The 26,419-nt window shown below is 36.2% G+C and carries 27 protein-coding genes and 2 riboswitches; of the genes, 6 read left to right on the top strand and 21 right to left on the bottom strand.

What is annotated here, in order from left to right; genetic code table 11:
• A partial coding sequence (locus tag RTL21_RS10600; RefSeq protein ID WP_312095851.1) for an amino acid ABC transporter permease occupies positions 1–819 on the top strand: 819 nt, incomplete at its 5' end.
• Positions 806–1,534, top strand: coding sequence for an amino acid ABC transporter ATP-binding protein (locus RTL21_RS10595; protein WP_312095850.1), 729 nt, complete (start codon positions 806–808; stop codon positions 1,532–1,534). The genes RTL21_RS10600 and RTL21_RS10595, both read left to right, overlap by 14 nt.
• A 35-nt stretch (positions 1,535–1,569) precedes the next feature.
• Here the strand turns inward: RTL21_RS10595 and RTL21_RS10590 are convergent, their stop codons facing one another.
• Positions 1,570–1,917, bottom strand: a complete 348-nt coding sequence (locus tag RTL21_RS10590; protein WP_312095849.1) for a winged helix-turn-helix transcriptional regulator — start codon at positions 1,915–1,917, stop codon at positions 1,570–1,572.
• 172 nt (positions 1,918–2,089) lie between these two features.
• Between RTL21_RS10590 and RTL21_RS10585 the strand changes: the two genes are divergently transcribed.
• Complete coding sequence (locus tag RTL21_RS10585; RefSeq protein WP_312095848.1) at positions 2,090–2,944, top strand: SDR family oxidoreductase; 855 nt, start codon at positions 2,090–2,092, stop codon at positions 2,942–2,944.
• Between the two features lie 60 nt (positions 2,945–3,004).
• Here the strand turns inward: RTL21_RS10585 and RTL21_RS10580 are convergent, their stop codons facing one another.
• The gene (locus RTL21_RS10580) at positions 3,005–3,838 is read right to left on the bottom strand and encodes a helix-turn-helix transcriptional regulator (RefSeq protein WP_312095847.1); all 834 of its coding nucleotides are present in this window, start codon (positions 3,836–3,838) and stop codon (positions 3,005–3,007) included.
• Positions 3,839–3,944: 106 nt separating this feature from the next.
• On the opposite strand from RTL21_RS10580, the gene fabF reads away from it, so the two are divergent.
• Complete coding sequence (gene fabF / locus RTL21_RS10575; RefSeq protein WP_312095846.1) at positions 3,945–5,177, top strand: beta-ketoacyl-ACP synthase II; 1,233 nt, start codon at positions 3,945–3,947, stop codon at positions 5,175–5,177.
• Positions 5,178–5,231: 54 nt separating this feature from the next.
• On the opposite strand, the gene RTL21_RS10570 is transcribed toward fabF, so the two are convergent.
• The 12 genes from RTL21_RS10570 to RTL21_RS10515 all read right to left on the bottom strand — a co-directional run bounded on the left by RTL21_RS10570 (position 5,232) and on the right by RTL21_RS10515 (position 18,910).
• Positions 5,232–6,449, bottom strand: a complete 1,218-nt coding sequence (locus RTL21_RS10570) for an MFS transporter (protein ID WP_312095845.1) — start codon at positions 6,447–6,449, stop codon at positions 5,232–5,234.
• Positions 6,450–6,558: 109 nt separating this feature from the next.
• The gene (locus RTL21_RS10565) at positions 6,559–7,602 is read right to left on the bottom strand and encodes an ArsR/SmtB family transcription factor (RefSeq protein ID WP_312095844.1); all 1,044 of its coding nucleotides are present in this window, start codon (positions 7,600–7,602) and stop codon (positions 6,559–6,561) included.
• A gap of 129 nt (positions 7,603–7,731) precedes the next feature.
• On the bottom strand, positions 7,732–8,940 hold the full coding sequence (locus tag RTL21_RS10560) for an MFS transporter (RefSeq protein WP_312095843.1): 1,209 nt from the start codon (positions 8,938–8,940) through the stop codon (positions 7,732–7,734).
• A gap of 360 nt (positions 8,941–9,300) precedes the next feature.
• Positions 9,301–11,286 (bottom strand): methyl-accepting chemotaxis protein, encoded by a 1,986-nt coding sequence (locus RTL21_RS10555; protein ID WP_312095842.1) that lies wholly within the window; start codon positions 11,284–11,286, stop codon positions 9,301–9,303.
• A gap of 144 nt (positions 11,287–11,430) precedes the next feature.
• A riboswitch (cyclic di-GMP riboswitch) is annotated at positions 11,431–11,516 on the bottom strand.
• Positions 11,517–11,684: 168 nt separating this feature from the next.
• A complete protein-coding gene (locus tag RTL21_RS10550) occupies positions 11,685–12,668 on the bottom strand; it encodes a ketoacyl-ACP synthase III (RefSeq protein ID WP_312095841.1) in 984 nt (327 codons plus the stop codon).
• 195 nt (positions 12,669–12,863) lie between these two features.
• Complete coding sequence (locus RTL21_RS10545; RefSeq protein WP_312095840.1) at positions 12,864–13,292, bottom strand: VOC family protein; 429 nt, start codon at positions 13,290–13,292, stop codon at positions 12,864–12,866.
• A 119-nt stretch (positions 13,293–13,411) separates the two neighbouring features.
• Positions 13,412–14,584: a M20 family metallopeptidase gene (locus RTL21_RS10540; protein WP_312095839.1), complete on the bottom strand. Its 1,173-nt coding sequence runs from the start codon at positions 14,582–14,584 to the stop codon at positions 13,412–13,414.
• 193 nt (positions 14,585–14,777) lie between these two features.
• Positions 14,778–15,437 (bottom strand): phosphate signaling complex protein PhoU, encoded by a 660-nt coding sequence (phoU, locus tag RTL21_RS10535; RefSeq protein WP_312095838.1) that lies wholly within the window; start codon positions 15,435–15,437, stop codon positions 14,778–14,780.
• A 12-nt stretch (positions 15,438–15,449) separates the two neighbouring features.
• The gene (gene pstB, locus RTL21_RS10530) at positions 15,450–16,280 is read right to left on the bottom strand and encodes a phosphate ABC transporter ATP-binding protein PstB (protein WP_312095837.1); all 831 of its coding nucleotides are present in this window, start codon (positions 16,278–16,280) and stop codon (positions 15,450–15,452) included.
• Positions 16,281–16,298: 18 nt separating this feature from the next.
• A complete protein-coding gene (gene pstA, locus RTL21_RS10525) occupies positions 16,299–17,123 on the bottom strand; it encodes a phosphate ABC transporter permease PstA (protein WP_312095836.1) in 825 nt (274 codons plus the stop codon).
• 1 nt (position 17,124) lies between these two features.
• Positions 17,125–18,039, bottom strand: coding sequence for a phosphate ABC transporter permease subunit PstC (pstC, locus tag RTL21_RS10520; protein ID WP_312095835.1), 915 nt, complete (start codon positions 18,037–18,039; stop codon positions 17,125–17,127).
• 37 nt (positions 18,040–18,076) lie between these two features.
• Positions 18,077–18,910: a phosphate ABC transporter substrate-binding protein gene (locus RTL21_RS10515; protein WP_312095834.1), complete on the bottom strand. Its 834-nt coding sequence runs from the start codon at positions 18,908–18,910 to the stop codon at positions 18,077–18,079.
• Positions 18,911–19,247: 337 nt separating this feature from the next.
• Between RTL21_RS10515 and RTL21_RS10510 the strand changes: the two genes are divergently transcribed.
• Both RTL21_RS10510 and RTL21_RS10505 read left to right on the top strand, forming a co-directional pair.
• Complete coding sequence (locus RTL21_RS10510) at positions 19,248–19,487, top strand: hypothetical protein (protein WP_312095833.1); 240 nt, start codon at positions 19,248–19,250, stop codon at positions 19,485–19,487.
• 177 nt (positions 19,488–19,664) lie between these two features.
• Positions 19,665–20,240 (top strand): DUF6944 family repetitive protein, encoded by a 576-nt coding sequence (locus RTL21_RS10505; protein ID WP_312095832.1) that lies wholly within the window; start codon positions 19,665–19,667, stop codon positions 20,238–20,240.
• A 117-nt stretch (positions 20,241–20,357) separates the two neighbouring features.
• Here RTL21_RS10505 and RTL21_RS10500 read toward each other — a convergent pair whose 3' ends face one another.
• From RTL21_RS10500 to RTL21_RS10470, 7 genes are all read right to left on the bottom strand, one after another.
• Positions 20,358–21,959, bottom strand: coding sequence for an ABC transporter permease (locus RTL21_RS10500; protein ID WP_312095831.1), 1,602 nt, complete (start codon positions 21,957–21,959; stop codon positions 20,358–20,360).
• Positions 21,959–22,876: an ABC transporter ATP-binding protein gene (locus tag RTL21_RS10495; protein WP_312095830.1), complete on the bottom strand. Its 918-nt coding sequence runs from the start codon at positions 22,874–22,876 to the stop codon at positions 21,959–21,961. Before RTL21_RS10495 ends, RTL21_RS10500 begins: the two co-directional genes overlap by 1 nt.
• Before the next feature lie 12 nt (positions 22,877–22,888).
• Positions 22,889–23,452, bottom strand: a complete 564-nt coding sequence (locus RTL21_RS10490; RefSeq protein WP_312095897.1) for a TetR/AcrR family transcriptional regulator — start codon at positions 23,450–23,452, stop codon at positions 22,889–22,891.
• A 74-nt stretch (positions 23,453–23,526) separates the two neighbouring features.
• Complete coding sequence (locus tag RTL21_RS10485; protein WP_312095829.1) at positions 23,527–23,682, bottom strand: hypothetical protein; 156 nt, start codon at positions 23,680–23,682, stop codon at positions 23,527–23,529.
• A 131-nt stretch (positions 23,683–23,813) separates the two neighbouring features.
• Positions 23,814–23,959: riboswitch (cyclic di-AMP (ydaO/yuaA leader) on the bottom strand.
• Positions 23,960–24,130: 171 nt separating this feature from the next.
• Positions 24,131–24,772 carry a hypothetical protein gene (locus RTL21_RS10480; protein ID WP_312095828.1) on the bottom strand — a complete coding sequence of 214 codons (642 nt, stop codon included), beginning with the start codon at positions 24,770–24,772 and terminating at the stop codon, positions 24,131–24,133.
• A 226-nt stretch (positions 24,773–24,998) separates the two neighbouring features.
• Entirely contained in the window at positions 24,999–25,706 is a 708-nt protein-coding gene (locus RTL21_RS10475) for a M48 family metallopeptidase (RefSeq protein ID WP_312095827.1), read from the bottom strand.
• 29 nt (positions 25,707–25,735) lie between these two features.
• Entirely contained in the window at positions 25,736–26,230 is a 495-nt protein-coding gene (locus tag RTL21_RS10470; protein ID WP_312095826.1) for a YehS family protein, read from the bottom strand.
• Positions 26,231–26,419: the final 189 nt, after the last annotated feature.

The following is a 26,419-nucleotide window of genomic DNA, read 5'->3' as shown; positions in this document are numbered from 1 at the left end:
AAAGAAGCGGGAGCATCCTATGGATTTGCCGTATCAAAAGGACAAAATACAGAGCTTCTTGAAATGTTTAACGCAGGACTAACGAATTTAAAAGCGTCTGGTGAATATCAAGAAATATTAGATAAATACTTAGAAACTGGTTCAGAAGAAGAAAAAGACAGTGGCTTTTTCAGACTTTTAAAAGAAAGCTTCCCTAGCCTATTATCTGGTTTAAAAATGACGTTGATCTTAACAGTCGTTTCTCTTTTAATTGCAACAGTACTCGGTATTTTCTTTGGTTTATTACGTATTTCCAAAAATAAAGTATTAAGCACAATTGCTGTTATTTATATCGATATTTTCCGAGGAACACCATTAATTGTTCAAGCATTCTTTATTTACTTTGGAATACCAGCGGCCCTTGATTTCCGAATTACAGCTGTTGCTGCCGGTCTGATCACCCTAAGCTTAAACGCTGGTGCTTACATGGCGGAAATTGTTCGCGGAGGAATTCAATCGGTTGATAAAGGACAAATGGAAGCTGCACGCAGTCTTGGACTTCCTTATGGAAAAGCAATGAGAAAAGTAGTGCTTCCACAGGCTATTCAATTAATGATTCCAGCATTTATTAACCAGTTTGTTATTACATTAAAAGATACGTCTATTCTTTCCATCATCGGTATTAACGAATTGACACAAAGTGGAAAAATTATTATTGCAAGAAACTTAGAATCATTCCAAATGTGGCTAATTGTCGGCATTATGTACTTTATCGTTATTATGATTCTAACAAAAGTATCAAATGTTTTAGAAAGAAGGATTAAAAATGGCCAAGCTTAAAGTGACGAATCTGAAAAAATCATATGGTAGTCTTGAAGTATTGAAATCAATTGATTTACAGGTAACAGAGGGCGAAGTTGTTTGCTTAATCGGTCCTTCTGGATCTGGAAAAAGTACCCTTCTTCGCTGCTTAAATATGTTAGAAGAAGTAACAAGTGGAGAAGTCGTTGTAAATGACTATAACTTAACGGATAAGAAAAATGATATTAACAAAATTAGGGAAAATATCGGTATGGTGTTCCAGCACTTTAATCTTTTCCCACACTTAACGGTATTAGAAAATATCACGCTAGCACCAGTTGATTTAAAGAAAGCAACACCACAGCAAGCGAAAGAAAAAGCATTAGAACTTTTAGATCGAGTTGGATTGAAAGAAAAGGCGAACGAAAATCCAGCTAAATTATCTGGCGGTCAAAAGCAAAGGGTAGCAATCGCACGTGCCCTTGCCATGAACCCTGATATTATGCTATTCGATGAACCAACAAGCGCCCTAGACCCAGAGATGGTCGGAGAAGTGCTGAATGTCATTAAACAATTGGCACAAGAAGGAATGACGATGGTTATCGTAACACATGAAATGGGCTTCGCCAGAGAAGTTGCAGACCGCGTTATCTTTATGGATAATGGTTATATTGTGGAAGAAGGAACACCACAGGAGATCTTCGGAAATCCACAAAATGAGCGTACGCAAGATTTCTTGAATAAAGTATTGTAAAGCTAATGGGGACAATTAACTGTCCCCATTTTTCTTTAATCCTTATAATGCTTCTTGCCCCACTCTCCCATTAAATCAAGAATGGGAATAAAGCTTACTCCCTTTTCGGTTAAAGAATACTCCACCTTAGGCGGCACCTCTTTATATACTTCTCGGTGTACCATTTGATCGGCTTCCAATTCTCGCAGCTGTCTTGTTAAAATTCCTTTTGAAATGCCAGGTAAAAGCCTTTGCAGTTCATTAAAACGTTTGGTCCCCTGACTTAACTGCCACAAGATAATAATTTTCCATCTTCCTGCCGTTAAATTTTGCGTATAAGTTACAGGACAGAAGCCTTCCTCTTCATTCGAAGATGGTTCCCCTTGAACAAAATAACGTGCCATTTTATCTCTCCTTCCCATGGTACTATTTATGTGACTATGTCATAAAAAAATAACTACTTTTATTTTTCTAACTATGAATATACTATATACCTATATTGAATATACAACAACACATCTTGTTAGAAGCTTCTGGTTATAATGAAATGAGAAAATGAATGGGAGGAAATTTCAAATGAAACTATTAGTAACAGGTGCAACTGGTAAACTAGGCTCTAAAATAGTCGATATTTTATTAAAAAAAGTTCCTGCTGATCAGCTTGCAATCAGTGTTCGCAATCCTGAAAAAGCTGCAGGATTACAAGCGAAGGGCGTAAATGTTCGCCAAGGAGATTTCGATCAGCCAGAAACATTAGAAACAGCATTTAAAGGAATTGATCGCTTATTAATTATTTCAGCAGATGGCGATACAGAAACAAGAATTCGTCAACACAATAATGCTGTTTCAGCTGCTAAAAATGCTGGTGTTTCGTTTATTGCATATACAAGTATTGCAAATGCACAAGAAAGCACAAATTTCCTTGCAGAAGTTCATAAAGCAACAGAAAAGGCTATTCTTCAAACAGGCATCCCTTATTCGTTCTTGCGCAACAACTGGTATCTAGAAAATGAACTTTCCACTATTCAAGGTGTTCAAGCTGGAGCACCTTGGGTTACCTCTGCAGGAGACGGAAAAGTCGGCTGGGCTTTACAACAAGACTACGCAGAAGCTGCAGCAGTGGTCCTTACTGAAGAAGGACACGAGAATACAGTTTACGAGCTTTCTGGCAAACTTTTATCCCAAGAAGAAATCGCCGCTGCTGTCGGCACAGTGATTGGAAAAGAAGTACCAGTTCAACAGGTTGATGACACTATTTATGGTGAAATCATGGCACAAGCTGGTGTACCAGATTTCATCGTTCCAATGCTTGTAGCCATTCAAAAGGATATTCGTGAAGGTACATTAGAAATAGAAAGCAATGATTTTGAAAAATTGCTTGGACGTTCGGAAACACCTGTAGTAGAGGGGATTAAGCAACTTATTGATTGAAACCATTAATAGACAAAGGGACACAACAATTGCTGTGTCCCTTTGTCTATTTGTCCAAAACTATTTCATCAATTGCTTAATCTTCTCCTCTGTACCAGTCCCATCAACAGGCGTATAAATACTGCATCTCAAATCATTCGCTCCATGAACCTGTAAAGAAGTTAAATTATAGATCATTTTTCCAGCCTTAGAATGCCGAAATTCAATTAACACTTCAGGAGCAGAACTTACTTCACTTTCGCTCCACATTTTATTAAAGTCTGGATAGTTTTTTTTCATGTCTTCGATAAATTCTCCATACCACTCATCTGCCATATACTGACCCAAGTATGTGCGAAAGATAGAGATGAATCCTTTGACAAAGTCCTCCCAATTAACTGCTAATGCTCTAAGCTCTTTTCTTGAAAAAACTAGTTCAATTAGATTCCTTTTTTCAAGTGGAATCTTTTCAAAATCCAAAAATACTTGTTTAGCAGCTTCATTCCATCCTACGATAAAGGAACGGCGGTCGGTGATAATAGAAGGACAGTAGCGAAGCTCTTTTAAAATTTTCTCCAAGGCTGGCGTAATCATTCCCTCTTCCTCTTCCTTAGGAAAAAAGGAACTCCCCTCCTCAAACGCTAATCCATATACATATTTTCTTTCATCCAGGTTCAATTGCAGAGCATCTGCAACAGCATCTAAAACAGAAATAGATACTTTAATATCTCTCCCTTGCTCTAGCCAGGTGTACCAGGTTGTGCTTACCCCAGCTAGTTGTGCTACCTCTTCCCTCCGAAGTCCCGCCGTTCTTCTTCTGCTGCCAACAGGAAGTCCCACCATTTGTGGCTGTATTTTCGAACGCTTTGTTTTTAGAAAATCGGATAAAGCTTCTAGTCTAATATCTCTATTCATACGAATTCTCCTTTTTAAGCTAGTACTATTTATACTAGTATAAACTACAACTTGTAATAGGATAAAAAAAGAATAGAATAAGTAAAAAAGGAATGGGGGAAAAGTTGTGAAAAGAGTTGTTGTCACTGGAATGGGAATTATTTCACCGTTAGGAAATAATGTAGATGATTATTGGCAGAATCTCTTAAAAGGGGAATCTGGAATCCATCCTATCGACCATTTAGATGTCTCAAATTCAAAAACAAGAATCGCTGGAGTTATAACCGACTTTCATCCAGTAGAACGATGGGGAGCAAAGGAAGCGAAGAAACTTGATCGATTTAGCCAGTTTGCATTAGCTGCAGCTGAAGAAGCCTTAACAGATTCTCGGCTAGACCTAGAACTAGTGGATAAAGAACGTTTAGGTGTTTATGTAGGGTCAGGGATTGGAGGGTTAACAACACTTATTGATAATGTAAATACATTAAATCAAAAAGGTCCTCATCGTGTTAGTCCTAACTTAGTGCCAATGATGATTTCTAATGCTGCGGCAGCACAAATTAGTATCCGACTTGGCGCTCAAGGTCCTTCCCTCTCTCCTGTAACAGCTTGTTCGATTGGAAATACATCGATTGGAGAAGCCTTTCACACCATTCGTAATGGCGATGCAGATGTGATGTTTGCTGGTGGAGCGGAAGCAGCTATCACGAATTTAGCTTTAGCTAGCTTTGGCAATGCAAGAGCGTTATCGACTAGAAATGAGGAACCTAGTCTAGCAAGTAGACCATTTGATAGAAATCGTGATGGATTTGTAATGAGTGAAGGAGCGGCTATTTTAGTAGTTGAAGACTTGGAACATGCCCTTAAGAGAAACGCTCCTATATTAGCTGAAATTATTGGATATGGGGCAAGCTCAGATGCTCATCATATGGTTGCCACCCATCCAGAAGGAAGAGGCGCATATCTCGCCATGAGAAATGCCTTAGCGAAAGCAACTATCTCCCCTTCTGATGTAGATGTGATTAGTGCCCATGCAACCAGTACACCAGTCGGCGATCGTTCGGAAACATTAGCTATTAAGAAATTATTTGAAAATGAAGCTTATAAAATACCAGTAACCGCGAATAAATCCATGCTCGGTCATATGCTTGGTGCGGCTGGTGGTGCAGAAGCCATCGCATTAGTGAAAAGTTTGCAAGAAGGCATTATTCCACCAACCATTAACTTAGAAAATCCAGATTCCGACTGCGATTTAGATTACGTCCCAGGAAGAGCAAGAAAAGCTTCTTTATCCATCGGTTTATCCAATTCCTTTGGTTTTGGCGGTCATAATTCAGCCATCTTGTTGAAAAAATATTAAGGAAAAAGACTAGGAAAATCATTAACAAGTTTCCTAGTCTTTTTCTATTGGAGATTAGGAAGCCAGCTTTTCATCTGTATTTGCTTTATCTATAAACGCAAAATACGGCAATGTCATTCCCAATAAGGAAATGCTAGCAATTAATGCTCCGATGAAAATGTACAATGGCCGAATTCCCCATACTTCACTTAGTACTCCACTTATTAATACACCAAGCGGCATCATGGCTCGAATAATAAAAGAACGTACGGAAACGATTTTTCCCATTAAATGATTTGGAACGTTTTGCTGGCAAATCGTTATATTATGGATGCTAAAAAATGCCATGACAATTCCCGCTATTATCTCTGTAGTTATTGCTAAAAGGATGGAGTTAGTCATCCCGAGATTTATATAAGTCAACCCTCCAATTAATAGTGCTCCCAGCATCATGCTTCTTCTCGATTGGAACCTCCATTTCCCAACGAGTAAAGTTCCTAGCATATACCCTAAAGGAAATCCTGCCATAAAATAACCATACATGACATTATTTCCGTCCAATACGCTTTTTATAAATGGAATATTTATAACCATCGTAACCCCTACTCCAAATTGCACAAATGCTAGAAAAGCACCTAACCATACTATTGTTCTTTGCTGAAAAAAGTAGCTGATCCCCTCCAGAAATTCAGTCGCCCATGTTTTTCTTTCTGCTCTCTCTTCCCTTTCTTCCGCAATACATAATAGAAGGCTTCCACTAACAATCAGAGAAATGCAAATAAAAGATAACGTGCTGTCAATCCCGATATATTCAATGACAACCCCTGCCATAACTGGCGCAGTAAAGGTCATTAATCGTGCCATTCCTTCCATATAGGCATTCGCTGTCTGTAATTGCTGTTTCGAAACAAGGCTAGGCAATATTGCTTGATTGGCAGGGGAATAAACGGGAGTTATTAATCCGATGATGATTTGAACGATAAAAATATGCCATGGGACTAGTGTGTCTGTAATAAACCCAATCAGCGGAATAAGAAATACAAGCCCCCTGCTCCAAAGTGCAAAAATCATAACCCATTTTCTACTCCAACGATCAATATATGGTCCAATAACAAGCTGCAGCATGAGGGATGGCAGGAAATATAGTAGCCACATACTGCCTAATGCCCAAGATGAATCTGTCATTTCATAGATTAATAGTGAATTGCAAAAGGTTCCAAAGGCCCCTGCTAATTCTGACAACCCATTTCCAATCCAAATATATGCAAATGATTTATTTCGAAATATATTCAAACTAGCACCACTTTCTTTGGTTTGGATTATATCCTTGTTGCTTTGGCTGATTTAGTTTTATTTTGGCTGATATCCTTGCTGGTTTGGCTGATTTAGTTTTGTATATCTTTCATTGCTGAAAATATCGCTCTAATTCTTTAGCTAAAGATGCAATAGCTCGCGTCTTTAATACATATTTCCCCTCTTCTATTCCTACTAGCTGGGCAGATCTCAATATTTTTAAATGATGGTGAATCGTGGATTTTCCCAACGCTAATTTTTCCGTCATTTCCTGAAGCGTTCGACTTTTTTCAAATAATAACTTCACCATTCTCATCCGAACTTCATCGCCTAAAGCCTTATGCTTCAAAACAAGAAAATGACTTGGCATATATTTATCGCTCGGAGATATGCTTTCATTTGAGACAGGATAATAATATACTTTTGTTCCTTCTAAATCGGCTGTGATATTCCATGGCCGATATATGTACTGTGGAATAAGTAATACTTTATAAACACTTGGTTCTGGCATATACTTAACCCCACCAGTAGCCCATTCTACAAATTCTTCTGGTTTCATTTTCTTTTTCATACTTTCCTTTGCTTGGACATCTGTTTGTAGAATAAATGTTAATTTTTCTAAATCAGGCCTGATCACTGAGTCATACCATCCACTCATTACGTCAATGAGATGCTGCTTCAATTGCTTGGAATCAATGGTGCAAATAAAAGAAATATAGCTTGGGAAAAAAGGATTGTCCATTGTTGCTTCTCTTAACTGCTCTATTGCATCTACGTTTTTGTCTGCGGCTTGCTCTCTAATAGACTGATAGGTTTCCGCTATAAACGGAATACTTTGGTAGATTAATTCTCTATCTGTCAGGTTATTTATATATTCGATAAATGCATCTAGGCTGGAGAAATCTTTTTGATGAAGTAATTGAAGCAAGGCTTTCCACGTATTATTTGTTTCTACATAGTCTAATTGTGCTTGTAAATCTTTAGAAAGATTTGCTCTGACCTCCTTCCAATAAATCGTTGGCTTGTCTAGCGAATCAAGTAGACGTCTATTTGTAATAGCTGCTATTCCAAGGGCACATTCCCATAATGGTGAATGCTTAATTTCGACTTGATATGTCTCTCGTTTCCGACCTGTTGTGCTAATAACTTCCACAGAGAAGCACCTCCATTTAATTTCCATTATCAATATTCTAAATTATTTGAATTGAACATTCAATATTTATCGAAAATTCAATTCAAAAAAACTCGACCAATTTCTATATTGGCCGAATTTTTTTACAATTTAGCTAACTCTTTGTCTAGTCACAAACAAAGACTTATTTTTATAAATAATCATGCTGACAAACGCAAGCAGAAAGCCTGATAAAACAAAGACCATTCTTACTCCGAATAAATCTGTGAATATTCCCATCAGTAAGGAGCCAACCCCAAAAATGCCTGTGCCAATTGCTCCTAAAGATGTATATACCGTTGATAACTGCTGTTTTCGTACACTTGTTTGAATGACTGTTTGTTGTGGAATATTTTTGATTTGTGTGAAAATACCGACACCAAATGATATCCCTAAAGCAACAATAGGAATGCTATTTACACTAAATAAGATAGTAAAAAGAAAGTTAATAAGAGAGCCAACTACTAGAAAAGCACCTAATTTTCTTTCCACAAAAGAAGAATATTTCATACAATAAACACTTCCCAAGATTAATCCTAAAAAGAAAGCACCATTTATAAATCCCCACCATTTTTGGTCTACCTTTAGTGCATCATTAACAAATACATACAAAACAGCTGCAATCCATACCGTCCCAGCAAGGCTTTCCAAAAATTCGATTGAGGCTATTTTTCTTAATACTGGAGTATGAAATAATGTCTTCCAGCCCTCTTTGATTTGTTCTGCCTTTCCTATTGATTGCATTGTTTTTGCATCTGCATTCTCTAAAAGGCATAGTAGGAAACTTGAAAAAATAAATAAACCGCCTACGTACCAAATGAGTTGCTGTGGACTTAAAATTAAGAGAAACATACTCCCTACAAACCACATTGCTGCTTGAATCAGTTGAGTTACGGTTTCTGCAATTCCGTTTGCTTTCATTAAATGTTCAGGTGCCACATAATACGGTATTAATGTTTGTCTAATTGGATTTGCACAGCCATCAAGAAATGCAATGCAACCTATCACCATAAAGACCACATAAAAATTTGCTTCCGTTAACCCTGATAAGGAAAGACCTAATAGGAAAAGCAATACCGTCTTTCCAAATTGTGAACCTGCCATCAAGGCGTTCAATCGTATTTTCCCAACGAAGAGTGGTGTTATTAAACTCGAAATAAACATACAGGTTGTAATCGTAAATGGAACAAATGACGCTGCCGTCGCCGATCCCTTTATGTCGTAGATAATACTAATAACACTCACCATATAGAGGACATCCCCTATATTTGCAAAAGACTGTCCGATCAATAACAATGAAAAGTTTTTATTAATTATCATGCTTTTTCCCCCATTAAAATTAATAATTTTAATTTAATTAACGGAGGGTTATTAAATTGGACGTGTCATTTTATTCGTACTCCTTTTTTATGAAAAAGCCAGGGGGATTAGGCCTTTCACAGATTTTGTTAAACCCATCTTATCATAAAAGGATGGGATTTTTCCGATATATTTTTGGGTGGGATTCGGAATAGTATCTGTAGGTTTTAAATGAGATTAAGATAGTACGTTCTCTCTGTTATCTGTTCCCGACTACGATTGCTCCTACAGGAACTGGTGCATCCATCTAATTCAAAGCTTCTCATCCACACAAAAAAAAGAGCACTTTCCCAAGTGCCCTCTCTCACATCGCTCTTTGTCTTATACTTTAAATCGATTCAATAATTCTCTTAACTCTTCCGTCACTTTTCCTGCTGTTTCAATGGATTCATTAATCGCTTGAATGGAAGTTAGCTGCTCTTCTGAAGAAGCTGCTGCTTCCTGAATGTATCTGCAAGATTCAATCGATTTCTGCAAATGATCCATTATAACTGATTCAACATCGGTAACCTTCGAAAGTAGTTTTTCAATTTCGATAAAGATCTTATCTACTTCTTTCGAAGACTCTTCAGAGGAATAATAGACATTTTGTAAGCTTTCATTCACATCTTTTAATGTCTCCATGCCTGTACTAAAATGCTTTGTTCCTGAATCCATTTCTACAACAGCATTTGATGTATCGGAAACAATTTCATTTACAAGATTGGAAATCTGATTAGCCGATGTTGCTGATTGCTCTGCTAATTTTTTGACCTCATTTGCGACAACCGCAAATCCTTTTCCATGTTCCCCAGCTCTTGCTGCTTCAATCGAAGCATTTAATGCAAGCAGATTAGTCTGTTCTGTAATATCAGTAATCATTTGTACAATATTACCGATTTCAGTAGAACGATTTCCTAATTTCTTTACAATCTCAGAAGACTGATGGACAGAAGCTTGTATATCAGACATTTGATTAATCAATCGTTTGATTTGTTCGTTTGCTGTTTCGACCTCTCTGTATGAATGCTTCGTTTTCTCTGACACTAAGGAAGAATGATCTTTAATCTCCGAAACACTTTGAGTAATTCCATTAATTGACTCTAAGTTTTGCTTGTTCCCTTGTTCTTGCTCCGTTAGAAGCTCAGCTGAATTTTGGACATTATTGGTAACGTCGCCAGCTAATTGAACCATCTCTTCTGCACTATTTGATAAATCACCAGTATTTTCCGAAACAACTTCTCCTTTATGAAGAATTCCTTGAATTAAATCTTGCAGACTATCCAATAGCTCATTAAAGTTATTGGCAAGATCTCCTACCTCGTCTTTTCTATTAATAGAAAGTCTTTGCGTTAAATCCCCTTTATTATTTGCCAACTCTTCAATCTTGTCATTTACTTCTTTAATCGGCTTTAAAGAACGATTATTAATGACGTAGCATATAATTGCACTTAATAAAATAAACACAATGGTAATAATAATAAAGTAGTTTAATAAAGAATTTGCATCAGCAAATGCTTCACTTGTGGGGATAGAAATCATAATTCCCCAATCCATTGCCGCTGCTTTGCTATAAAAAATTAAACTGTTTTCTCCATTCAGGTTTGTTGTAATATCACCGCTTTTTCCATTCATACTGTCTTTCACTAATTGATCAAGATCACTGTTTTCATAGTCGGCTATTTTCTTATTTAACGTATCTTCTTTATTTTGACCAGCAACTATTGTTCCATCACTCGTAAAAACTGTTACATATCCACTCTCTCCCAATGTTACATTGGAGATAATGTTCATAAGACTTTCAATTTGATTTCCACCGGAGGCAACTCCAACAACTTCTCCGTTATTGCCATATATCGGCGCAGATGATAATACAATTGGTGCTCCGTTTAAACTTGGCGATTCAGAAGGAACAGGATCATAGGTCTTTGTTAGTTCCTCCATTCCGCCTTTATAATGGGGAGCCTCTCCAACGGATATTTTATTTCCACCTAAATATAAGAAGCCTTTTGCATCGATAAATGCAAACGCATCTGGATTTTCCATTCTTTCCGCAATTCTAATTCCTAAGGCATCAGCTTTTTCTACATCATTTGCTTTTAGCTCGTCTGCTTCAGCCATATACGTCATCGTATCTTGTTTTCCATTTATCCAAATATCGATATTTGCTTTTACCGATTCTAATTGACTATAGGCTTGGTCTTGAAAGCGCTCATAAAGAATTGCCTTTGCTTTCATATAACCAAAGGCAGATATACTTATCATGGAAACTGCAATAAGCAAGCTAAAAACCAATGTATTTTTTAAAACTAACTTCAACCTAGCCACCCCTTTTATTTTTTATACTCCTTTATTTGGAATAACAATTTCTTTCAAAAATTCCCCGATGAAATAGCAAAGCTTTATCAATTACGTACTAGCCAGCTTTTTCTTCAATAAAAAAACACCTTAAAAAGGTGGATTAACCATCTTTTCGGTAATCCAGCCACCGTAGCTTATACTGCCTTAGGTCTGTGACTTTGCGTCCCTAACTTTCGATAGGTTTGCCATTTTCGTAGAAATTTTATTCATATCGGCTATTAGCTATTCTTAAAAGGACAGAAAAAAAGAGAGTTCAATTACCGAACTCCTTCCTTACTAGGATAGCTAATATGTACAGAAATAATTATACAACTATATCATTTCCGTACGCTATCACTAAAATTATCCTTTTTTATTGTTTTTCCTCAAAGTGTCCATTTAATCAATAATCCTGCATGTGCTAGACCACCGCCAAAGCCATATAATAATACATGTTCACCAGCTTTTAATTTTCCTTCCCGCACACCTATGTCCATGGATAACGGAATAGTAGCAGAGGAAGTATTTCCGTAATGAACTAAGCTATATAATGTTTTTTCTATTGGAAAATTACTTTTTTCACAAATCGATTCTAACATTCTTAAATTTGCGCTATGAGGGACGAACCAGTCCACCTTATCTAGATTAACCATTCCCTTTTCCGCAACAGTTTTCATGCCATTCGTCACTGTTTTAATGGCCCATTTATAGACTTCTCTGCCATTTTGTACAATACAGCCATTTCCCTGTAAGTCTATGCTATTCATTTGAGTAGCGAGATTTGTACAATATAGATGTTGACCACCTTCCCCTTCAGAACCTATATGGGAAGAGATAAAGCTTGGTTGTCTTTCATCATATTCTACTAGCACCGCACCTGCTCCATCGCCAAAAAGGATACACGTTGTGCGATCTGTAAAATCCGTAATCTTTGATAAAGTTTCTGCCCCTACAACTAGAACTTTTTTATTTAATCCCGAACTAATCATCCCATTTGCTACATACAATCCATAAGTAAATCCTGCACATGCAGCATTTAAATCAATCGCTCCCGTATTCTTTATCCCTAGCTTAGCTTGAATATTGGAGGCGACACTTGGCGTTTTATAATCCGGGGTCATCGTACAGACAATTATTAGATCCACATCGTCAACCGTTTTATCGTATCGTTCCATCAAATCAACTACTGCTTTATAGCCTAGATCACTCGTAAACTCCTTTTCATTAGCTATTCTTCGTTCTTTGATCCCTGTTCGTTTCACAATCCATTCATCATTGGTCTCCACCATTTTTTCTAAGTCACTATTTGTTAAAATACGTTCTGGAACGTATGAACCTATTGCTGTAATCCGTGCTTTGGAAGTTGCCATTCCTATCACCTCATTATTCCTTTATTTATATATTATAACTTATTACTATAACCTGGTACTAATTTTTAATAAAATGCACTCCCATTTTTTCGAAAACTTCTACTAATCGATTATTTTCTATTTTTTTATGCTTTAATGCTCATTTCATAAAAAAACACCATTTTCTCAAAGTAAAATGGTGCCACCTTTTCTAATTTATTGTCCTTCTACCAATGTAGAAAGCTGCCATGTAATCCCAAATTTATCTTTAACTTGTCCATAAGATGGGCTCCAAGGCGTTTCTTGAAGGGGCATTACAACTTCGCCACCATCTAAAAGTTTATCGTATACATCTTTTGATTTTTCTGTATCATTAAAAAGAACAGCTACATCCACTTGTGATCCAACTTGGTATGGCTGTCCAGGGAACGTATCAGATATCATGAGAAATGTATTTCCGATTCTTAATTGTGCATGTAAAACACGATTTTTTGCTTCTTCAGCAAGCGGAAACTCTGGGTTATCAGGCATATCTCCATATGTTTGCACACCGAGATTTTCTGCATCTAATGCATTTTCATAAAATTTGACCGCTTCCTTACCATTGCCATTCATTCGTAAATAAGCATGAACTCCTAAAATCATTAAAGCACACCTCTTCAAATGTTTATAAGTATTTTTTCCTCTGATTAGTCTTACCAAATTTCGTTCCAGGCAATCTTTTTTATTATAATTTTACTATATCAAGCTTATTTTTCGTTTTATTAAAATGTATTTGTTTCTATTTTAAAACTCTCTCTCACTTTCTGTTTAGTTAGTTTATTCAACACTTTTACCAATAATTGTCCACGCTCACTTAGCGAGGAAATAACCATGAACTCATCGTCTTGGTGTGCATTTCCTCCCCTTGGTCCTAGACCATCTACTGTAGGAATCCCCATATTTCCTGTAAAATTCCCATCCGATCCCCCACCACTATATCTCGTTCCTAAATCTAACTGTAATTCAGAGGCAGCTTCTTTTAGCACGAAAAGTAGATCATTTTTCTTTTCTTCTATTTTCCATGCTGGTCGAGTTATACCACCATTTAATTCAATACGAGTATCAGACGTTTCTGTGTAGCTACAAATTTCTACAATTTTGGATTGAGCAAATTCTCCTTGTTCCTGTGTTTCAAAACGCAGATCAATTCCAGCTTCTGCAAAAGGAGCAATTGTATTAACCGATTGTCCACCGCTTACTAAACCGACATTTACATGAATACCTTCCAATTTCGTTAATTCATGCAATTTAACAATTTTTAATGCAAGCTCTTGAATAGCACTTGCCCCTTTTTCTGGTGCAACACCAGAATGAGCTGATTTTCCATATATTTTTACAAAGAATTTGCCCCCACCTTTACGGCCATTCACCACATTGCCATCTAAATCAGCAGGCTCCATTATTAATACATGGTCTACTGTCTTTGCAGTAGCTTCGATCAATTCTCGTGAAGTAATCGAGCCTATTTCTTCATCTGTATTAATTATTATGATGACATTTTTATATGCGTCATTATTCTGCGAAATTAAGTATTTTAAAGCATATAATGTCATCACATGACTTGCCTTCATATCAAAAACTCCTGGACCTTTTGCATAATCACCCTCCATTGAAAATGGACGCTTTTCAACTGTTCCAGCAGGGAAAACCGTATCAATATGCCCAATCAATAATATGCTAGGATTCGTTGCCTCTTTATGCTTTAATACGATGTTATTTCCCTTATCCAGGACGTCGTGTACCTCTGCAATAAAGCCTAATTGCTCAAACTCATTGATGAGGATGTCACCTACTTTATCCACTCCTGCTTTCTGATAGGAACCACTATTAATATTTACTATTCTTTCTAGCAATTGAAGCATATTTTCCTTTTCTTGCTCAAAATACCCCTGCATTACTCTTCCTCCCTTTTCTTACTAATCTTGTATACATCACATAATTTTATCAGAAATATCTAAAAATTCAAACGATAAGAAAGTCATTTTTGTAGGAATGCAGCATTTAATTTTAGAATTAAAACTGTAAAAGGAGAGAAAAACGTATTTGTTTTTCTCTCCTTTTGCAATCTTTTAATCCGAGCATTCACACTTAAGAATTAAAATCATATATTTTCCCTTTAATCAAATAGCCAGTACTTTCCGCCATATTTGTTATATGGTCAGCTGTTCTTTCGAGGTAACGATTAATAAATAATAATTGGACAAGCTGATTTGTTTCTTCTGGATGCTCACTTAAGTATGCAGTAAGTTTCTTATAGGTTTCCAAATAATAGTCATCCACTTGATCTTCCAGCTTACTTATTTCCTTTGCTAGGACAATATCTTCGTCTATAAAGGATTTTATTGCTTTTTTCAACATCTCGATCGATAGTTCCTTCATTTTCTCTAGCTGTGTCAGATCTAAAAGTGAAGTCGTTTTTCCTATCTTAATCGTTGCTTTTGCAATATTTACTGCAAAATCTGCTACACGTTCAATTTCAGAAGAAATTTTAATAACACCAATCACAACACGTAAATCTCTTGCAACAGGCTGTTCTTTTGCCATTAACCAAATCGCAAAATGATTAATTTCCGATTCCAAATTATCAATGTCTGTATCTTCCTCCATCACCTTTAAAGCAATTTCAACATCTTGTGTCTTTAATGCGTCAAATGCCTCTTCTAACGAGGAAATAGACATTACTCCCATTTCAGAAATTTTTCCTTTTAACTCTTCTAGCTTCTTTTCAAAATTCTCTCGAATGACCATTAGTTCCTCCTATTATCCAAAGCGACCTGTTACATAATCTTCTGTGCGCTGATCTCTTGGTGTAGAAAAAATCTTATTCGTTTCATCGTATTCAACCACTTCACCATTTAAGAAAAAGGCTGTTTTATCCGAAATCCTTGCTGCTTGCTGCATATTATGTGTAACGATAACAATTGTATAATCTTTTTTCATTTTTGTAATCAGCTCTTCTACCTTCAATGTAGAAATTGGATCTAAAGCAGAAGTAGGCTCATCCATTAAAATAACATCTGGTTTCATCGCAATTGCACGCGCAATACATACACGCTGCTGTTGTCCACCTGACAATCCAAGCGCTGAGGTTTTTAAGCGGTCTTTCACTTCATCCCAAATTGCTGCCCCGCGTAAGCTTTCTTCCACAATTTTATTTAATTCTTTCTTATTCTTGATTCCTTGCATTCTTGGTCCGTAGGCAACATTGTCAAAAATACTCATTGGGAATAAATTAGGCTTTTGAAAAACCATCCCTACTCTTGTACGTAACTTTATGACATCATTTGATGCATATATATTTTCCCCATCAATAACGATATCACCTGCAATTTTTACACCATCAATTAAATCATTCATGCGATTCAGTGTTCGTAGGAAGGTTGATTTCCCACAGCCAGATGGTCCAATTAAAGCCGTTACCTTTTTTTCTTCAATATCAAGAGATACTCCAAACAAAGCTTGTTTTTCTCCATAAAATAAATTTAAATCACTCACACTAATTTTTGACGCTCCAGGTGTATCTTCTTGACCTACCTGTAAAAATGCTTTCCCAGTTTTCTTTTGCGTTTTTTCCTTTACTGTTGTAGTCATAAACATACCCCTTATAAATTAGTAGTCTGCTTTGTTAAGCTTTTTGGATATAAATGTTGCGATAAGGTTGATAGCAAGAATTATTACGATTAACACAATTCCAACCGCAGCAGCGAGTTCAATATCCCCAGACTCTTGTGTTACTAAAAAGGAATGAACCGTTAATGTTCGAGCAGATGACAGCAAGCCCTCTGGCATTGCAGCAACGGTACCTGCAGTTAAGAAAATAGCAGCAGACTCCCCAACAATTCTTCCGATGGAAAGAATAATTCCAGATAAGATCCCTGGCATCGCACTAGGTAAAATAACCTTATATAATGTTTGTAATCTGGTTGTTCCAAGGGCTAATGACCCTTCTCGATAGGTTGGAGGAACTGTTTTTAAGGATTCCTCTGTTGTACGAATGATAACCGGTAAAACAATAATCGTTAACGTTAAGGAAGCTGCCAAAATGGACATTCCTAATTTTAATGTTGTTACAAAGAATACTGCCCCAAATAAACCATAAATAATCGAGGGAATACCTGTTAAGCTTTCTGTTGCAAATCGAATTACTTTTACCAATCGACCTTGCTTTGCATACTCTTGCAAGTATACAGCTGCTAATATTCCAATTGGTGTTGCAATAAGTAAAGAAATTACAATCGTATAGATGGTTGTAACAATCATTGGCCAAATTCCACCACCACCAGTTGGGGAATAATCGCCAAAAATAAATTCGAAACTAATTAAGTGAGATCCTTTATAAAAAATGTATCCAACAATCATCACTAGGACGGCAACAGATAAGAAGGCAGAAAACCAAAGAAGTCCGCGTAACAAGTTATCTTTCATTTGTCTCATCTTATTTGCCACCCTTCGTACTAATTTTTGCTAAAACAAAATTCAATATTAAAATAAACGAGAATAAAACAATCCCGGTTGCAAATAGCATTTCTTGATGTGTACCGGCAGCATAACCCATTTCAAGGGCAATATTTGTTGTTAGTGGACGAATACTATCTGTTAAGCTTGTTGGCACGATTAAACTATTACCAGCAACTAAAATAACTGCCATTGTTTCACCGATTGCTCGACCTAATCCTAATACAATAGCTGTCATAATGCCGGATTTTGCTGCAGGGACAACGACTTTAAAAATAGTTCCGATTTCCGATACTCCAAGAGCAAGAGATCCTTCACGGTATGTTCTTGGTACAGCGCGAATCGCCGTCTCTGCCACTGTTACGATCGTAGGCAGCATCATAATTGCTAACACTAAAATAACAGCTAATAAACTTTGACCTTTTACTAATCCTAATGTATTTTGTAAAAACGGAACAATAATTGCTAGACCAAAAACACCATATAAAACGGAAGGAATGCCTGCTAAAAGCTGAATGGCTGGCGAAACAATTTTAGCGATCCGCTTTGAAGCTATTTCTGCAAGAAAGATTGCCGTAAACAATCCAATTGGAACGCCAATAACTAGTGCCCCAATTGTGGCATAAAGAGATGCGACAATCATCGGCCATATCCCAAATTTCCCTTCACTTGGCACCCAGTCTGCTCCAAAAAGAAAATCGAAAAAGCTAAATCCTTCCGCCACAAAGGGGTGTGCCCCTTTATAAAAAACAAATCCAATTATTAATAACAAGCTAATTACAGAAAGAAGAGCACAAAGCAAGAAAACTCTTGCTGACACCTTCTCAAACATATATTTCCTCTTATTTGCCTTGCCCATCTCTGAGGCTTGCTTTTCAGTCGTTTGAATAGACACTTTATTTTCCTCCAAGATTACTTCTAAAGATTTTGTATTACTTTATTGGGATTACCCCTGCTTCTGCTGCAATCTTTTGACCTTCATCACTTAGAATATAATCGATGAATTTCTGTCCATTCGCAGTTAGACTTCCTTCTTTATAAACAAACAAAAACGGTCGTGATAAACTATATTTTTTTTCTAATACATTTTCAGCAGTAGCCTCTACACCATCAATATCGATTGTCGAGATATCATCATCAATATATTCAAAGGAAATAAAGCCAACTGCGTGTTTATTATTTGCAACTGTTGTTTTAATATTTCCGTTTCCACTTGCAATAATCGAGTTTTTAATTAATTCACCTGAGCTATATCCTACAATCTCTTGGAAGGCATCACGTGAACCGGATCCATCCTCACGAGAAACAACGACAATTTCCATGTCATCTCCTCCAAGTTGGCTCCAATTCGTCACTTCACCAGTGAATATTTGCTTTACTTGATCTAATGTTAAATCTTTTACTTTATTGCTCGGATGAGTTACCACTACAATCCCATCATAAGCAATAACAACTTCTTTTAAGTTTTCTTTTTCTTCTTCCTTTAAATCACGTGAGGACATCCCAATTTCAGAAACACCACTCATTGCATTTGTAATACCAGCGGAAGATCCAATTTGATTTATTTCAATTTTTGTATTATCTTGTTCATGATATTTTGCCGCTAATTTCTCAGCAAGCGGTCCAACGGAAGTAGATCCTGAAATCGATATTGGCTTACCGTCATTTGTCGATTGTTCTGTTTCTGAATTACTTGCACACGCTGTTAATAAAGTGAGGATAGACAGTAACATGCATACCATTTTTAGTTTTTTTATAATGACCATGATTTACCTCCAGAAGAATAGCAACTTTTCTTTGTCATATCTTGTCTAATTAGTATGATAAATCCCAACTGTAAATATTCTATTGTCTCTATGTAAAGGTTTTGTAAATTACGTTAAAAGCAATATATTTCTTGTTATTTTTTGTAAAAATAACCCTGATTGAGGAGAGAATTTTTGAGGCTTAACTTACTTTACTCTTCATAAAAAAAGGAACAGTTGAAATACCTATTATATTTTTTCTCTATATTATTTTTATTTAAACTGGTATAACTTTCTAATAAACCTCTTTTTGGATTATAATAAGCGAAGATGTTATTTTTTATAGGGAGGTTAAAAAATGGACAAGCAAGGTCAAGAAAGATTTTTATCATTTATTTTAGAAAGGGTACAAGAGGGTAAAGAAGACGAAGCAAAAGAAATATTAACAGAAAACTTTCGAAAACAAGATGAAGGCACTTTTTCACAAGCTGATATCGAAGAGTTTCTTCCTAAAATGATTAGTCTATTAAAACCTGAAAAACTAGAAGAAATCCAAGCAGTTGTGAAGCAGTTTTCTGGGAATTTCGGTAGTAAATAAGAGGGTTTTCTTACATATAAATTAAGTTTCGCAAAAATAACTTGGAATATAGTCTCCAAGTTATTTTTTTCTGCACTCATAAAATATGACTGTCGCCAAAAGCTTGGCTATTTTATCCCATTTAAATCATTATTGAATAAGATATTGGGTGCATAGTGAACGGGCGGTCGATTATAAATGAGTGGACATATTAAAGAAATTTTCGGATCAGCTATTAACACGATTGGTACTATCCAAGCTGCTATCGGGAGTACCCCCTCTTTCCATTTATCTAAAGAAACAAATTACCACCTCCGTTTAGTTGGTAATGTATTACAAGGAACTGGCAGCGCATTATCTGCTGACGGACAAGGAACGATCTCCTTAGAGAAGCTCGGAGATGAAATTCAGGCAATTGGAAATTCAACGGTTATAACCAGCTTAGTTCTTTATAAATGGAGTAATACCCCAACAGAGCAAAAATTAATTATTGCAGGAAACTGGCTCCAAGCACTAGGTAGCTTCATTGGGCTGACAGATGAATTCTTTGATAGCACTGCAGTTGGAAGAATTGAAAATATAGTTGGCGGTTTATTGCAGGGGATTGGGAATTCTTTGCAAGCAATTAGCGGAACAGAACAATTAAAAGGCATAAGCAACCAGCAAAGTCTCGGAACAATAGGAAGCTGGATTCAAGCGACCGGAGCTGCCATTTCGCTTATTGGTCAAGTAAAAGAAGAATTAGAAGAGATAGCATTAAATATTAATGAATAAATGAAGCGTAGAGAGAAAAAAGAATTAAAAGCGGATGGTTTCAGAGAGGAAGAAAAAATCTTCCTCTCTTTCATTAAAAGAAAAACAGCAATAATTTATATTTTTAAAACAAAAAAATCAACTTTGAACATCACGTTTACGAAAGCCAACAAAACTCGCAATCATTAAACCTACTGCAATAATGCTTAATAAAAACAATGGCATAAAGGTAGCATCCTCAATCGGTACTTGCGGTACGTGTCCAAATGGAGAAAGTTTACCTACCCAATCTTTAAATTGAAATAAGTTTCCTAAATAGAGAACGAAAAAGGAATATAGAAAATATGCCCAAATCCAACTGGTGAATCTTGGAGCAAACCCATTAAGAAAAGCAACAACCCCTATCATCACAAGCATCGCTGGAAAATATACGAGTGCAGCACTGTAAATCGTCCAAAACTCCATTCCTTCTTCCATTACAGCTGCTGCCGCAGACCATAAGCCAATGGCACTTAGTGATAGCATCACAAATCCATTCACAGCTGAAAGAACTAAATAGGAACCGATAAGCTTTTCTCGGGATACAGCCCGAACCAATAAATGCTCTAAACGCTCTTTTTTCTCTTCGCCTCGAAATTTGTTCATCGCCATAACAGGAGGAATCGTTGCAATCAGTGAAATAACTATCATTAAAGTTGGAATAAATTGTTCAACTATTGAAGCACCTTCCGCTTGTTGCAGCATTTGCTGATACATATCATTCCCTTCAAAGAATGACTCCAAATCACCAAATATAGATCCATAGGAGGCTCCAAGTATATACAAACCAATTGCCCAAGAAATAAATCCTGTTCGTTGTAATCGAAATGCTAATCCAATTGGACTTTGCAAAAAACGTGATGCGTATCTTCTTCCTCGCTTGGCCGCTATAAATCCTTGTTCCAAATCGCGAATGCTATTTAAGTAATTAGCAAGGATAAATAGCAAGATGGAAATAGCAACCATTAACACTACTGGACCCCAATTATTCGATGAATAGACTGCAGCCTTTGATACCCATCCTAATGGTGAAATCCAAGTTAATGATTCATTACTTACATCTGTGATAGCCCGAAAAAGATAGGATATAATCAATATTGCAATAGACCATCCAATCGTACCACGTGAACTTTCCGAAAGCTGGGCAAAAACTGCTGTAACTCCAGCAAAAACAAAACCGGTCCCCCCTAAAACAGCACCATATAGTAAGGAGCCTTCCAAATCCATACTTTCAATTCCAAGTGTATATAATCCAAAACCTATTATTAACGCTAAAGTAATAAACACTCCACTAGTTACAATTAATGTTGCATTTAAGTAAGAAAGGCGACCAGTAGGTAAAGATCGAATCATTTCTATACGACCATCTTCTTCATCTGCTCTAGTATGACGAGTGACAAGTAGAATAGCCATTAATCCAACAATTACCGCAGTCATTACAATCATTTGATGGGCCGTCATCGCACCAATGGTATAATTATTGAGATCTCCAGTCCCGAGCATCGCAGTCATTGCTGGATTTGCCATTGTTTCTGTAATAGCATCTCTATCCTGCTGCGTTCCATATAAACTTACAAAAGCAGGAGGAATCATTAATGTAAAGACTGATAAGCCAATTATCCATAATGGGATTCTTATTCTATCAAGACGGAGAATAAATCGTGAAAGCATCCCGGTGTTTGCAAATCTATTTCGACTCATCAACGGACACCTCCAGCTTCTTTCCCTTCTCCTTTATCCTTCCTTTCATAATGACTCATAAATAAATCTTCAAGAGTTGGTGGTGCACTTTCCAGCTTTATAATTCCAAACTGACTAATATGTCTAATCGTACTGTCCAACTCCTCGGTATCCACTTGGAAAGTCAGTCCTTGGTCTGTTTCTACTATTTCATGAACACCCGGCAATTCATGTAACGATAAAATCGTTTCCTTTGTCTCTACAAGCATATGTGTCCGTGTTAAGTGGCGAAGTTCTTTTAATGTTCCACTTTCAATGATTTTCCCTTGGCGAATGATCCCGACCCTATCACATAATTTTTCTACTTCAGAAAGAATGTGGCTTGAAAGAAGCACACTTTTTCCTTTGCTTTTTACATCCAACACACACTCTTGAAAAACCTGCTCCATCAACGGATCAAGTCCTGAAGTTGGTTCATCTAAGATATATAAATCTGCGTCTTGCGAAAACGCAGCAATTAGCGCAACCTTTTGACGATTCCCCTTCGAATAAGTTCGACATTTCTTCGTCGGATCCAAATCGAATTTTTTTATCAGTTCTTCTCTTCTGCTAGCATTATTGCTTCCTCGTAATTTAACAAATAAATCAATTACTTCACCACCCGTTAAATTTGGCCATAAATTGACATCTCCAGGTACATAAGCCAATCTCTTATGTATTTCCACTGCATCATGCCAAGCATCCTTCCCAAATAGCTTCACATCCCCTTTGGTTGCCTTTAAAATACCAAGTAACACGCGGATTGTCGTTGATTTCCCTGCACCATTAGGTCCAATAAACCCAAAAACTTCCCCACTGCCCACTTCAAAATTAACTCCATCAAGTGCAATAAACCCTCCAAATTTCTTTGTTAAATTTCGGACTTCCAATACACTCATAGTACTTCCTCCTTATTTATAAAAACTATTTTTCAGTAAGGTAGAATAGATCTCCCATTCTTTAAGGTATTCCTCTCCGATGCCTTCAAACGATTTTAATTGACTACCTACTTTCTCTCCAAATCCAAACATCGTCCAATTAATGATATCTATTGCCTTTTCCAAATCGATATCATCACGGAACATGGAATAGTCTATATTCACATAAATTTTGGTCATGCCGTCTTTAGAAACGGGATGAATTCTTTGCGTAATTTCTTCCATAACTTCCTTCGATTCCTCTTGATTTAAAGATAGAAGAAAATCAAATACCAGAGGAAATTTTCTTTGGATCATCAATTTAGTTAGCCCCAATTTCTCCATTCTTTTAAAGAAATCTGTTTCGTTTAAATCAATCTGTTCATAAATTTGCTCAATAACTTTCACACTGTATTCAATTAAATAGACATACAAATCTTTTTTGCTATTAAAATAGTTAAATAATGACCCTTTTGAGATTTTTGCTCTTTTTACGATTTCATTTGTTGAAGCTTTATCAAAACCACTTTGAACAAATTCTTTCATTGCAGCGTTTATAATACGCTCTTGTTTCTCTGCTTTTAGACTATGGAAAATAGTATTAATAATGATTCCTCCTTCATTACCATTGATTAATAAAACTGACCGATGCGGTCAATCGAAATCAAAGAAAAAAGAAGGTTAGATAACTCTTTATTCCACTTATTACATTGACCATATTGGTCAACGATTTGCAAAAATTTTTCCAACCTTTCATCATCAGACATATGAAAATAATCTTTGCTCATTAATAAGTCTTTATAATATCTTCCATCCTCCTTTGATTCCTTCAACAACACTAATCATTCGCTTTAAAGCCATGAAAAAAAGACCAGCACAAACTAGAATGGTCTTAGGGCTAAACCTAGACCTTCCCCTCGGGTAATACATGTAACGCTTACGAGGTTAGCTGTCGGATTAGGGACTGAGAGTGCCCCCTCTTACTAAGTAAGATTCACCCCTAGATAGGAATTTACCTATCAAAAATGGTTCCCCCGCTCAAATCAGATTCAGCGAATAAAAGGTGTTCGGAAATATTTATTTTTAAATCTACCCATAAATTACTCCCATTTATCTCCATTGTCAACTACTTTTATAGTTTAAATATCGACGATGTTCCAAAAGATATAAGTCTAAAAATTATAGGCAATACAGGAATAAAAATTTCCCTCTAAAAATTCGTATTAATTATATGACTCAGTTGTCTACTTGGCTAATCCCAACCATATACTTAGTCCTAGGTAGATAATGAATTTCATACTGTTCATTTGCGGATATTCCTATTTCAAAATCAGTATTCGTTTTAAATTCTTCTCCATCTACACTTGTATACACATAATCGATTGCCCCACCATATATCCCAGAAGGATAGATTACCTCATAATCTTCTAAAACAATAACCTTCTCCATCGCTCCATTTTCATAGTAATCTTTAGAATCCGCTAGATTATCCATCCAATCAACACCTAAAATAGCATATGCTAATCCTAGAAAGATAATGGTGAGGAAGGTTGCTGGTAATACTAATTTTTTTGGTTCTGCTGCCTTTTTCGTTAATAGAAGATAGACACTTCCAAAAGGAACGATGATTCCCGGAAGTAAAAATAACCCTCCCCAAGCAGCATTTATAATGACCTCTTTTAATAAAAAGAAGATGAAAGGATAATGACCTTCTGTCAAACCATCAACAAATTTCATATCTGTAATGAGAAAACTAAAATATACCCAAATAACGAATAACGCAAATACTGCAACGATGATATAAGCTTGCCATTTATCCCACCAGGTTTCGGTTTGCTCTATGGTTAGTTTGTTGTTTCTCTTCCTTTTCGCGGTCATTTTTATCCCTCCATTTTCTTTTATAATATGGGATTACGCTTTATGATAGCGGAAGGTTCCCATTTATAAACCTTTTGGGTAAATAGTCTGATGGAAGATTAGCTAAGTTCTTTAAAGAAAAAAGCTCAACAAAAAAATTGGCGTCCATTAGTCGATAGATGACTAATGGACGCCAATGATGGATACCAAATTTAATATAACAGTCTCAGAGTTTGTAACGGACTCATTAAACCGTCATTTTCCAGCTCGACAAAGCGAGCCACCGTTCTTTCTCTTTATAATCAGGCATTAGCTTTCCAACCAAACGCCAAAAGGAGCGGTCATGATTGAGATGTACCATGTGACACATTTCATGAACAACGACGTAATCAATGACCTCAGCTGGAGCCATCGCTAGCCTCCAATTGAAGGTTAATTGGAAATTGGAATCACAGGTTCCCCATGTTGTTTTACTATCCGTAATCCGTATTGATCGAGGCTTTGTCTTGAAATTACTTTGATAGAAGGAGACTCTTTCTTCTACTAAAGCCTTACTCCTCTGATAATAATATCTTTTCAATAATTGTTTTATTTTTTCATTATCAAATTGCTTCACATAAATAAGTAGCATTTTTTCTTCAAGCTCGACACGTTCATGTGTGATATTTATATCCTGGACGATTTTAATAGGGTAGGTATTTCCTAAATAAAGAAACCTTTCATTATTCTCATATACCTTTTCCTGTGGTCCATCCATTCTTTTCTTCATTTCTTTTATTTTGATCTGAATTTGATCCCAGTTCGCCTCTAACACTTGAAGTACACGTTCATCAGGCGTCTTTTTTGGTGCCAAAACTACTATATTTCCATATCCATCTATCGTAATGCCAATAGAGGTACGATTTTTATACTTGATATCAAAACGTATTGTTTCCCCTAAGTAGGTATGTATCATCTCATCACCTGATAAATCCTTTGCAGCTGTTATCCTCTATATTTAATCGCTAGTCCTTTTAAGAAGTTTCTGGCGAAGTTATCTAAGCATACTTTATAATTTTTATGTCCCTCTTTTCTTAAAAAGGCTCCGAGTTCTCCTTTTGAGACATTTAATCCAGCTTTTTTGAATATATCTATCATATCCTCTGTTGTTAATGCCAATGCAATTTTAACTTTCTTTAAAAGGATATTGTTTACACTCGTATTATTTTTTATGGACGATTCTGGTGCATTTGATTGTCCTGGTTTTGGCTCCTGCTTTCCTCTTTTATAAATAATAAAGCCATTTAAAAAGGAATCTAACATGCTATTCGTCAATTTTATTTGATCATCATTTTCTAATTCATCATCAGTCTTTTTAAGAATCTTTACCACCTCTGGCACAGATACCTCTTTCCCTCCAAGCTTAAATATTTCAGCCATTTCACTATTTTTTATTTCTAACGCGTATCTTAAACGGATTAATATATCATTATTCTCCATCATGTAACCTCCTGTTTTAAAACAACTACATACCTTTTTATTTTTCAATTTATTTTAATGTCTTATACAGATAGACTGTGTAGTGTTACCTAATCATAAATAAATATTTTAAAAAAGTATAGTATCTTTATCCTTCTCTATCTAAATAGATTCTTAATTTCCCACAATATTGTTTAATCTATTAATTAT

This window comes from Niallia sp. (assembly GCF_031978665.1).
GTDB lineage: Bacteria > Bacillota > Bacilli > Bacillales > Cytobacillaceae > Niallia.
The sequence above is the reverse complement of the archived record's forward strand: the minus strand, read 5'-3'. Positions and strand labels throughout refer to the sequence as shown.

What these genes read in the sequence shown, in the direction of transcription:
- RTL21_RS10470 (WP_312095826.1), bottom strand. Translation starts at nt 26,230, where the DNA reads ATGGAGAATAATGATATATTAATCCGTTTAAGATACGCGTTAGAAATA.
- phoU (WP_312095838.1), bottom strand. Translation starts at nt 15,437, where the DNA reads ATGGTCATTCGAGAGAATTTTGAAAAGAAGCTAGAAGAGTTAAAAGGA.
- RTL21_RS10580 (WP_312095847.1), bottom strand. Translation starts at nt 3,838, where the DNA reads ATGAATAGAGATATTAGACTAGAAGCTTTATCCGATTTTCTAAAAACA.
- RTL21_RS10545 (WP_312095840.1), bottom strand. Translation starts at nt 13,292, where the DNA reads ATGATTTTAGGAGTTCATGCTTATTTACGAATGAATGGCAATGGTAAG.
- RTL21_RS10515 (WP_312095834.1), bottom strand. Translation starts at nt 18,910, where the DNA reads ATGGTCATTATAAAAAAACTAAAAATGGTATGCATGTTACTGTCTATC.
- RTL21_RS10505 (WP_312095832.1), top strand. Translation starts at nt 19,665, where the DNA reads ATGAGTGGACATATTAAAGAAATTTTCGGATCAGCTATTAACACGATT.
- RTL21_RS10590 (WP_312095849.1), bottom strand. Translation starts at nt 1,917, where the DNA reads ATGGCACGTTATTTTGTTCAAGGGGAACCATCTTCGAATGAAGAGGAA.
- RTL21_RS10585 (WP_312095848.1), top strand. Translation starts at nt 2,090, where the DNA reads ATGAAACTATTAGTAACAGGTGCAACTGGTAAACTAGGCTCTAAAATA.
- RTL21_RS10485 (WP_312095829.1), bottom strand. Translation starts at nt 23,682, where the DNA reads ATGAGCAAAGATTATTTTCATATGTCTGATGATGAAAGGTTGGAAAAA.
- RTL21_RS10510 (WP_312095833.1), top strand. Translation starts at nt 19,248, where the DNA reads ATGGACAAGCAAGGTCAAGAAAGATTTTTATCATTTATTTTAGAAAGG.
- RTL21_RS10475 (WP_312095827.1), bottom strand. Translation starts at nt 25,706, where the DNA reads ATGATACATACCTACTTAGGGGAAACAATACGTTTTGATATCAAGTAT.
- RTL21_RS10550 (WP_312095841.1), bottom strand. Translation starts at nt 12,668, where the DNA reads ATGGCAACTTCCAAAGCACGGATTACAGCAATAGGTTCATACGTTCCA.
- RTL21_RS10495 (WP_312095830.1), bottom strand. Translation starts at nt 22,876, where the DNA reads ATGAGTGTATTGGAAGTCCGAAATTTAACAAAGAAATTTGGAGGGTTT.
- RTL21_RS10595 (WP_312095850.1), top strand. Translation starts at nt 806, where the DNA reads ATGGCCAAGCTTAAAGTGACGAATCTGAAAAAATCATATGGTAGTCTT.
- RTL21_RS10560 (WP_312095843.1), bottom strand. Translation starts at nt 8,940, where the DNA reads ATGATAATTAATAAAAACTTTTCATTGTTATTGATCGGACAGTCTTTT.
- pstB (WP_312095837.1), bottom strand. Translation starts at nt 16,280, where the DNA reads ATGACTACAACAGTAAAGGAAAAAACGCAAAAGAAAACTGGGAAAGCA.
- RTL21_RS10540 (WP_312095839.1), bottom strand. Translation starts at nt 14,584, where the DNA reads ATGCAGGGGTATTTTGAGCAAGAAAAGGAAAATATGCTTCAATTGCTA.
- pstA (WP_312095836.1), bottom strand. Translation starts at nt 17,123, where the DNA reads ATGAGACAAATGAAAGATAACTTGTTACGCGGACTTCTTTGGTTTTCT.
- RTL21_RS10500 (WP_312095831.1), bottom strand. Translation starts at nt 21,959, where the DNA reads ATGAGTCGAAATAGATTTGCAAACACCGGGATGCTTTCACGATTTATT.
- RTL21_RS10480 (WP_312095828.1), bottom strand. Translation starts at nt 24,772, where the DNA reads ATGACCGCGAAAAGGAAGAGAAACAACAAACTAACCATAGAGCAAACC.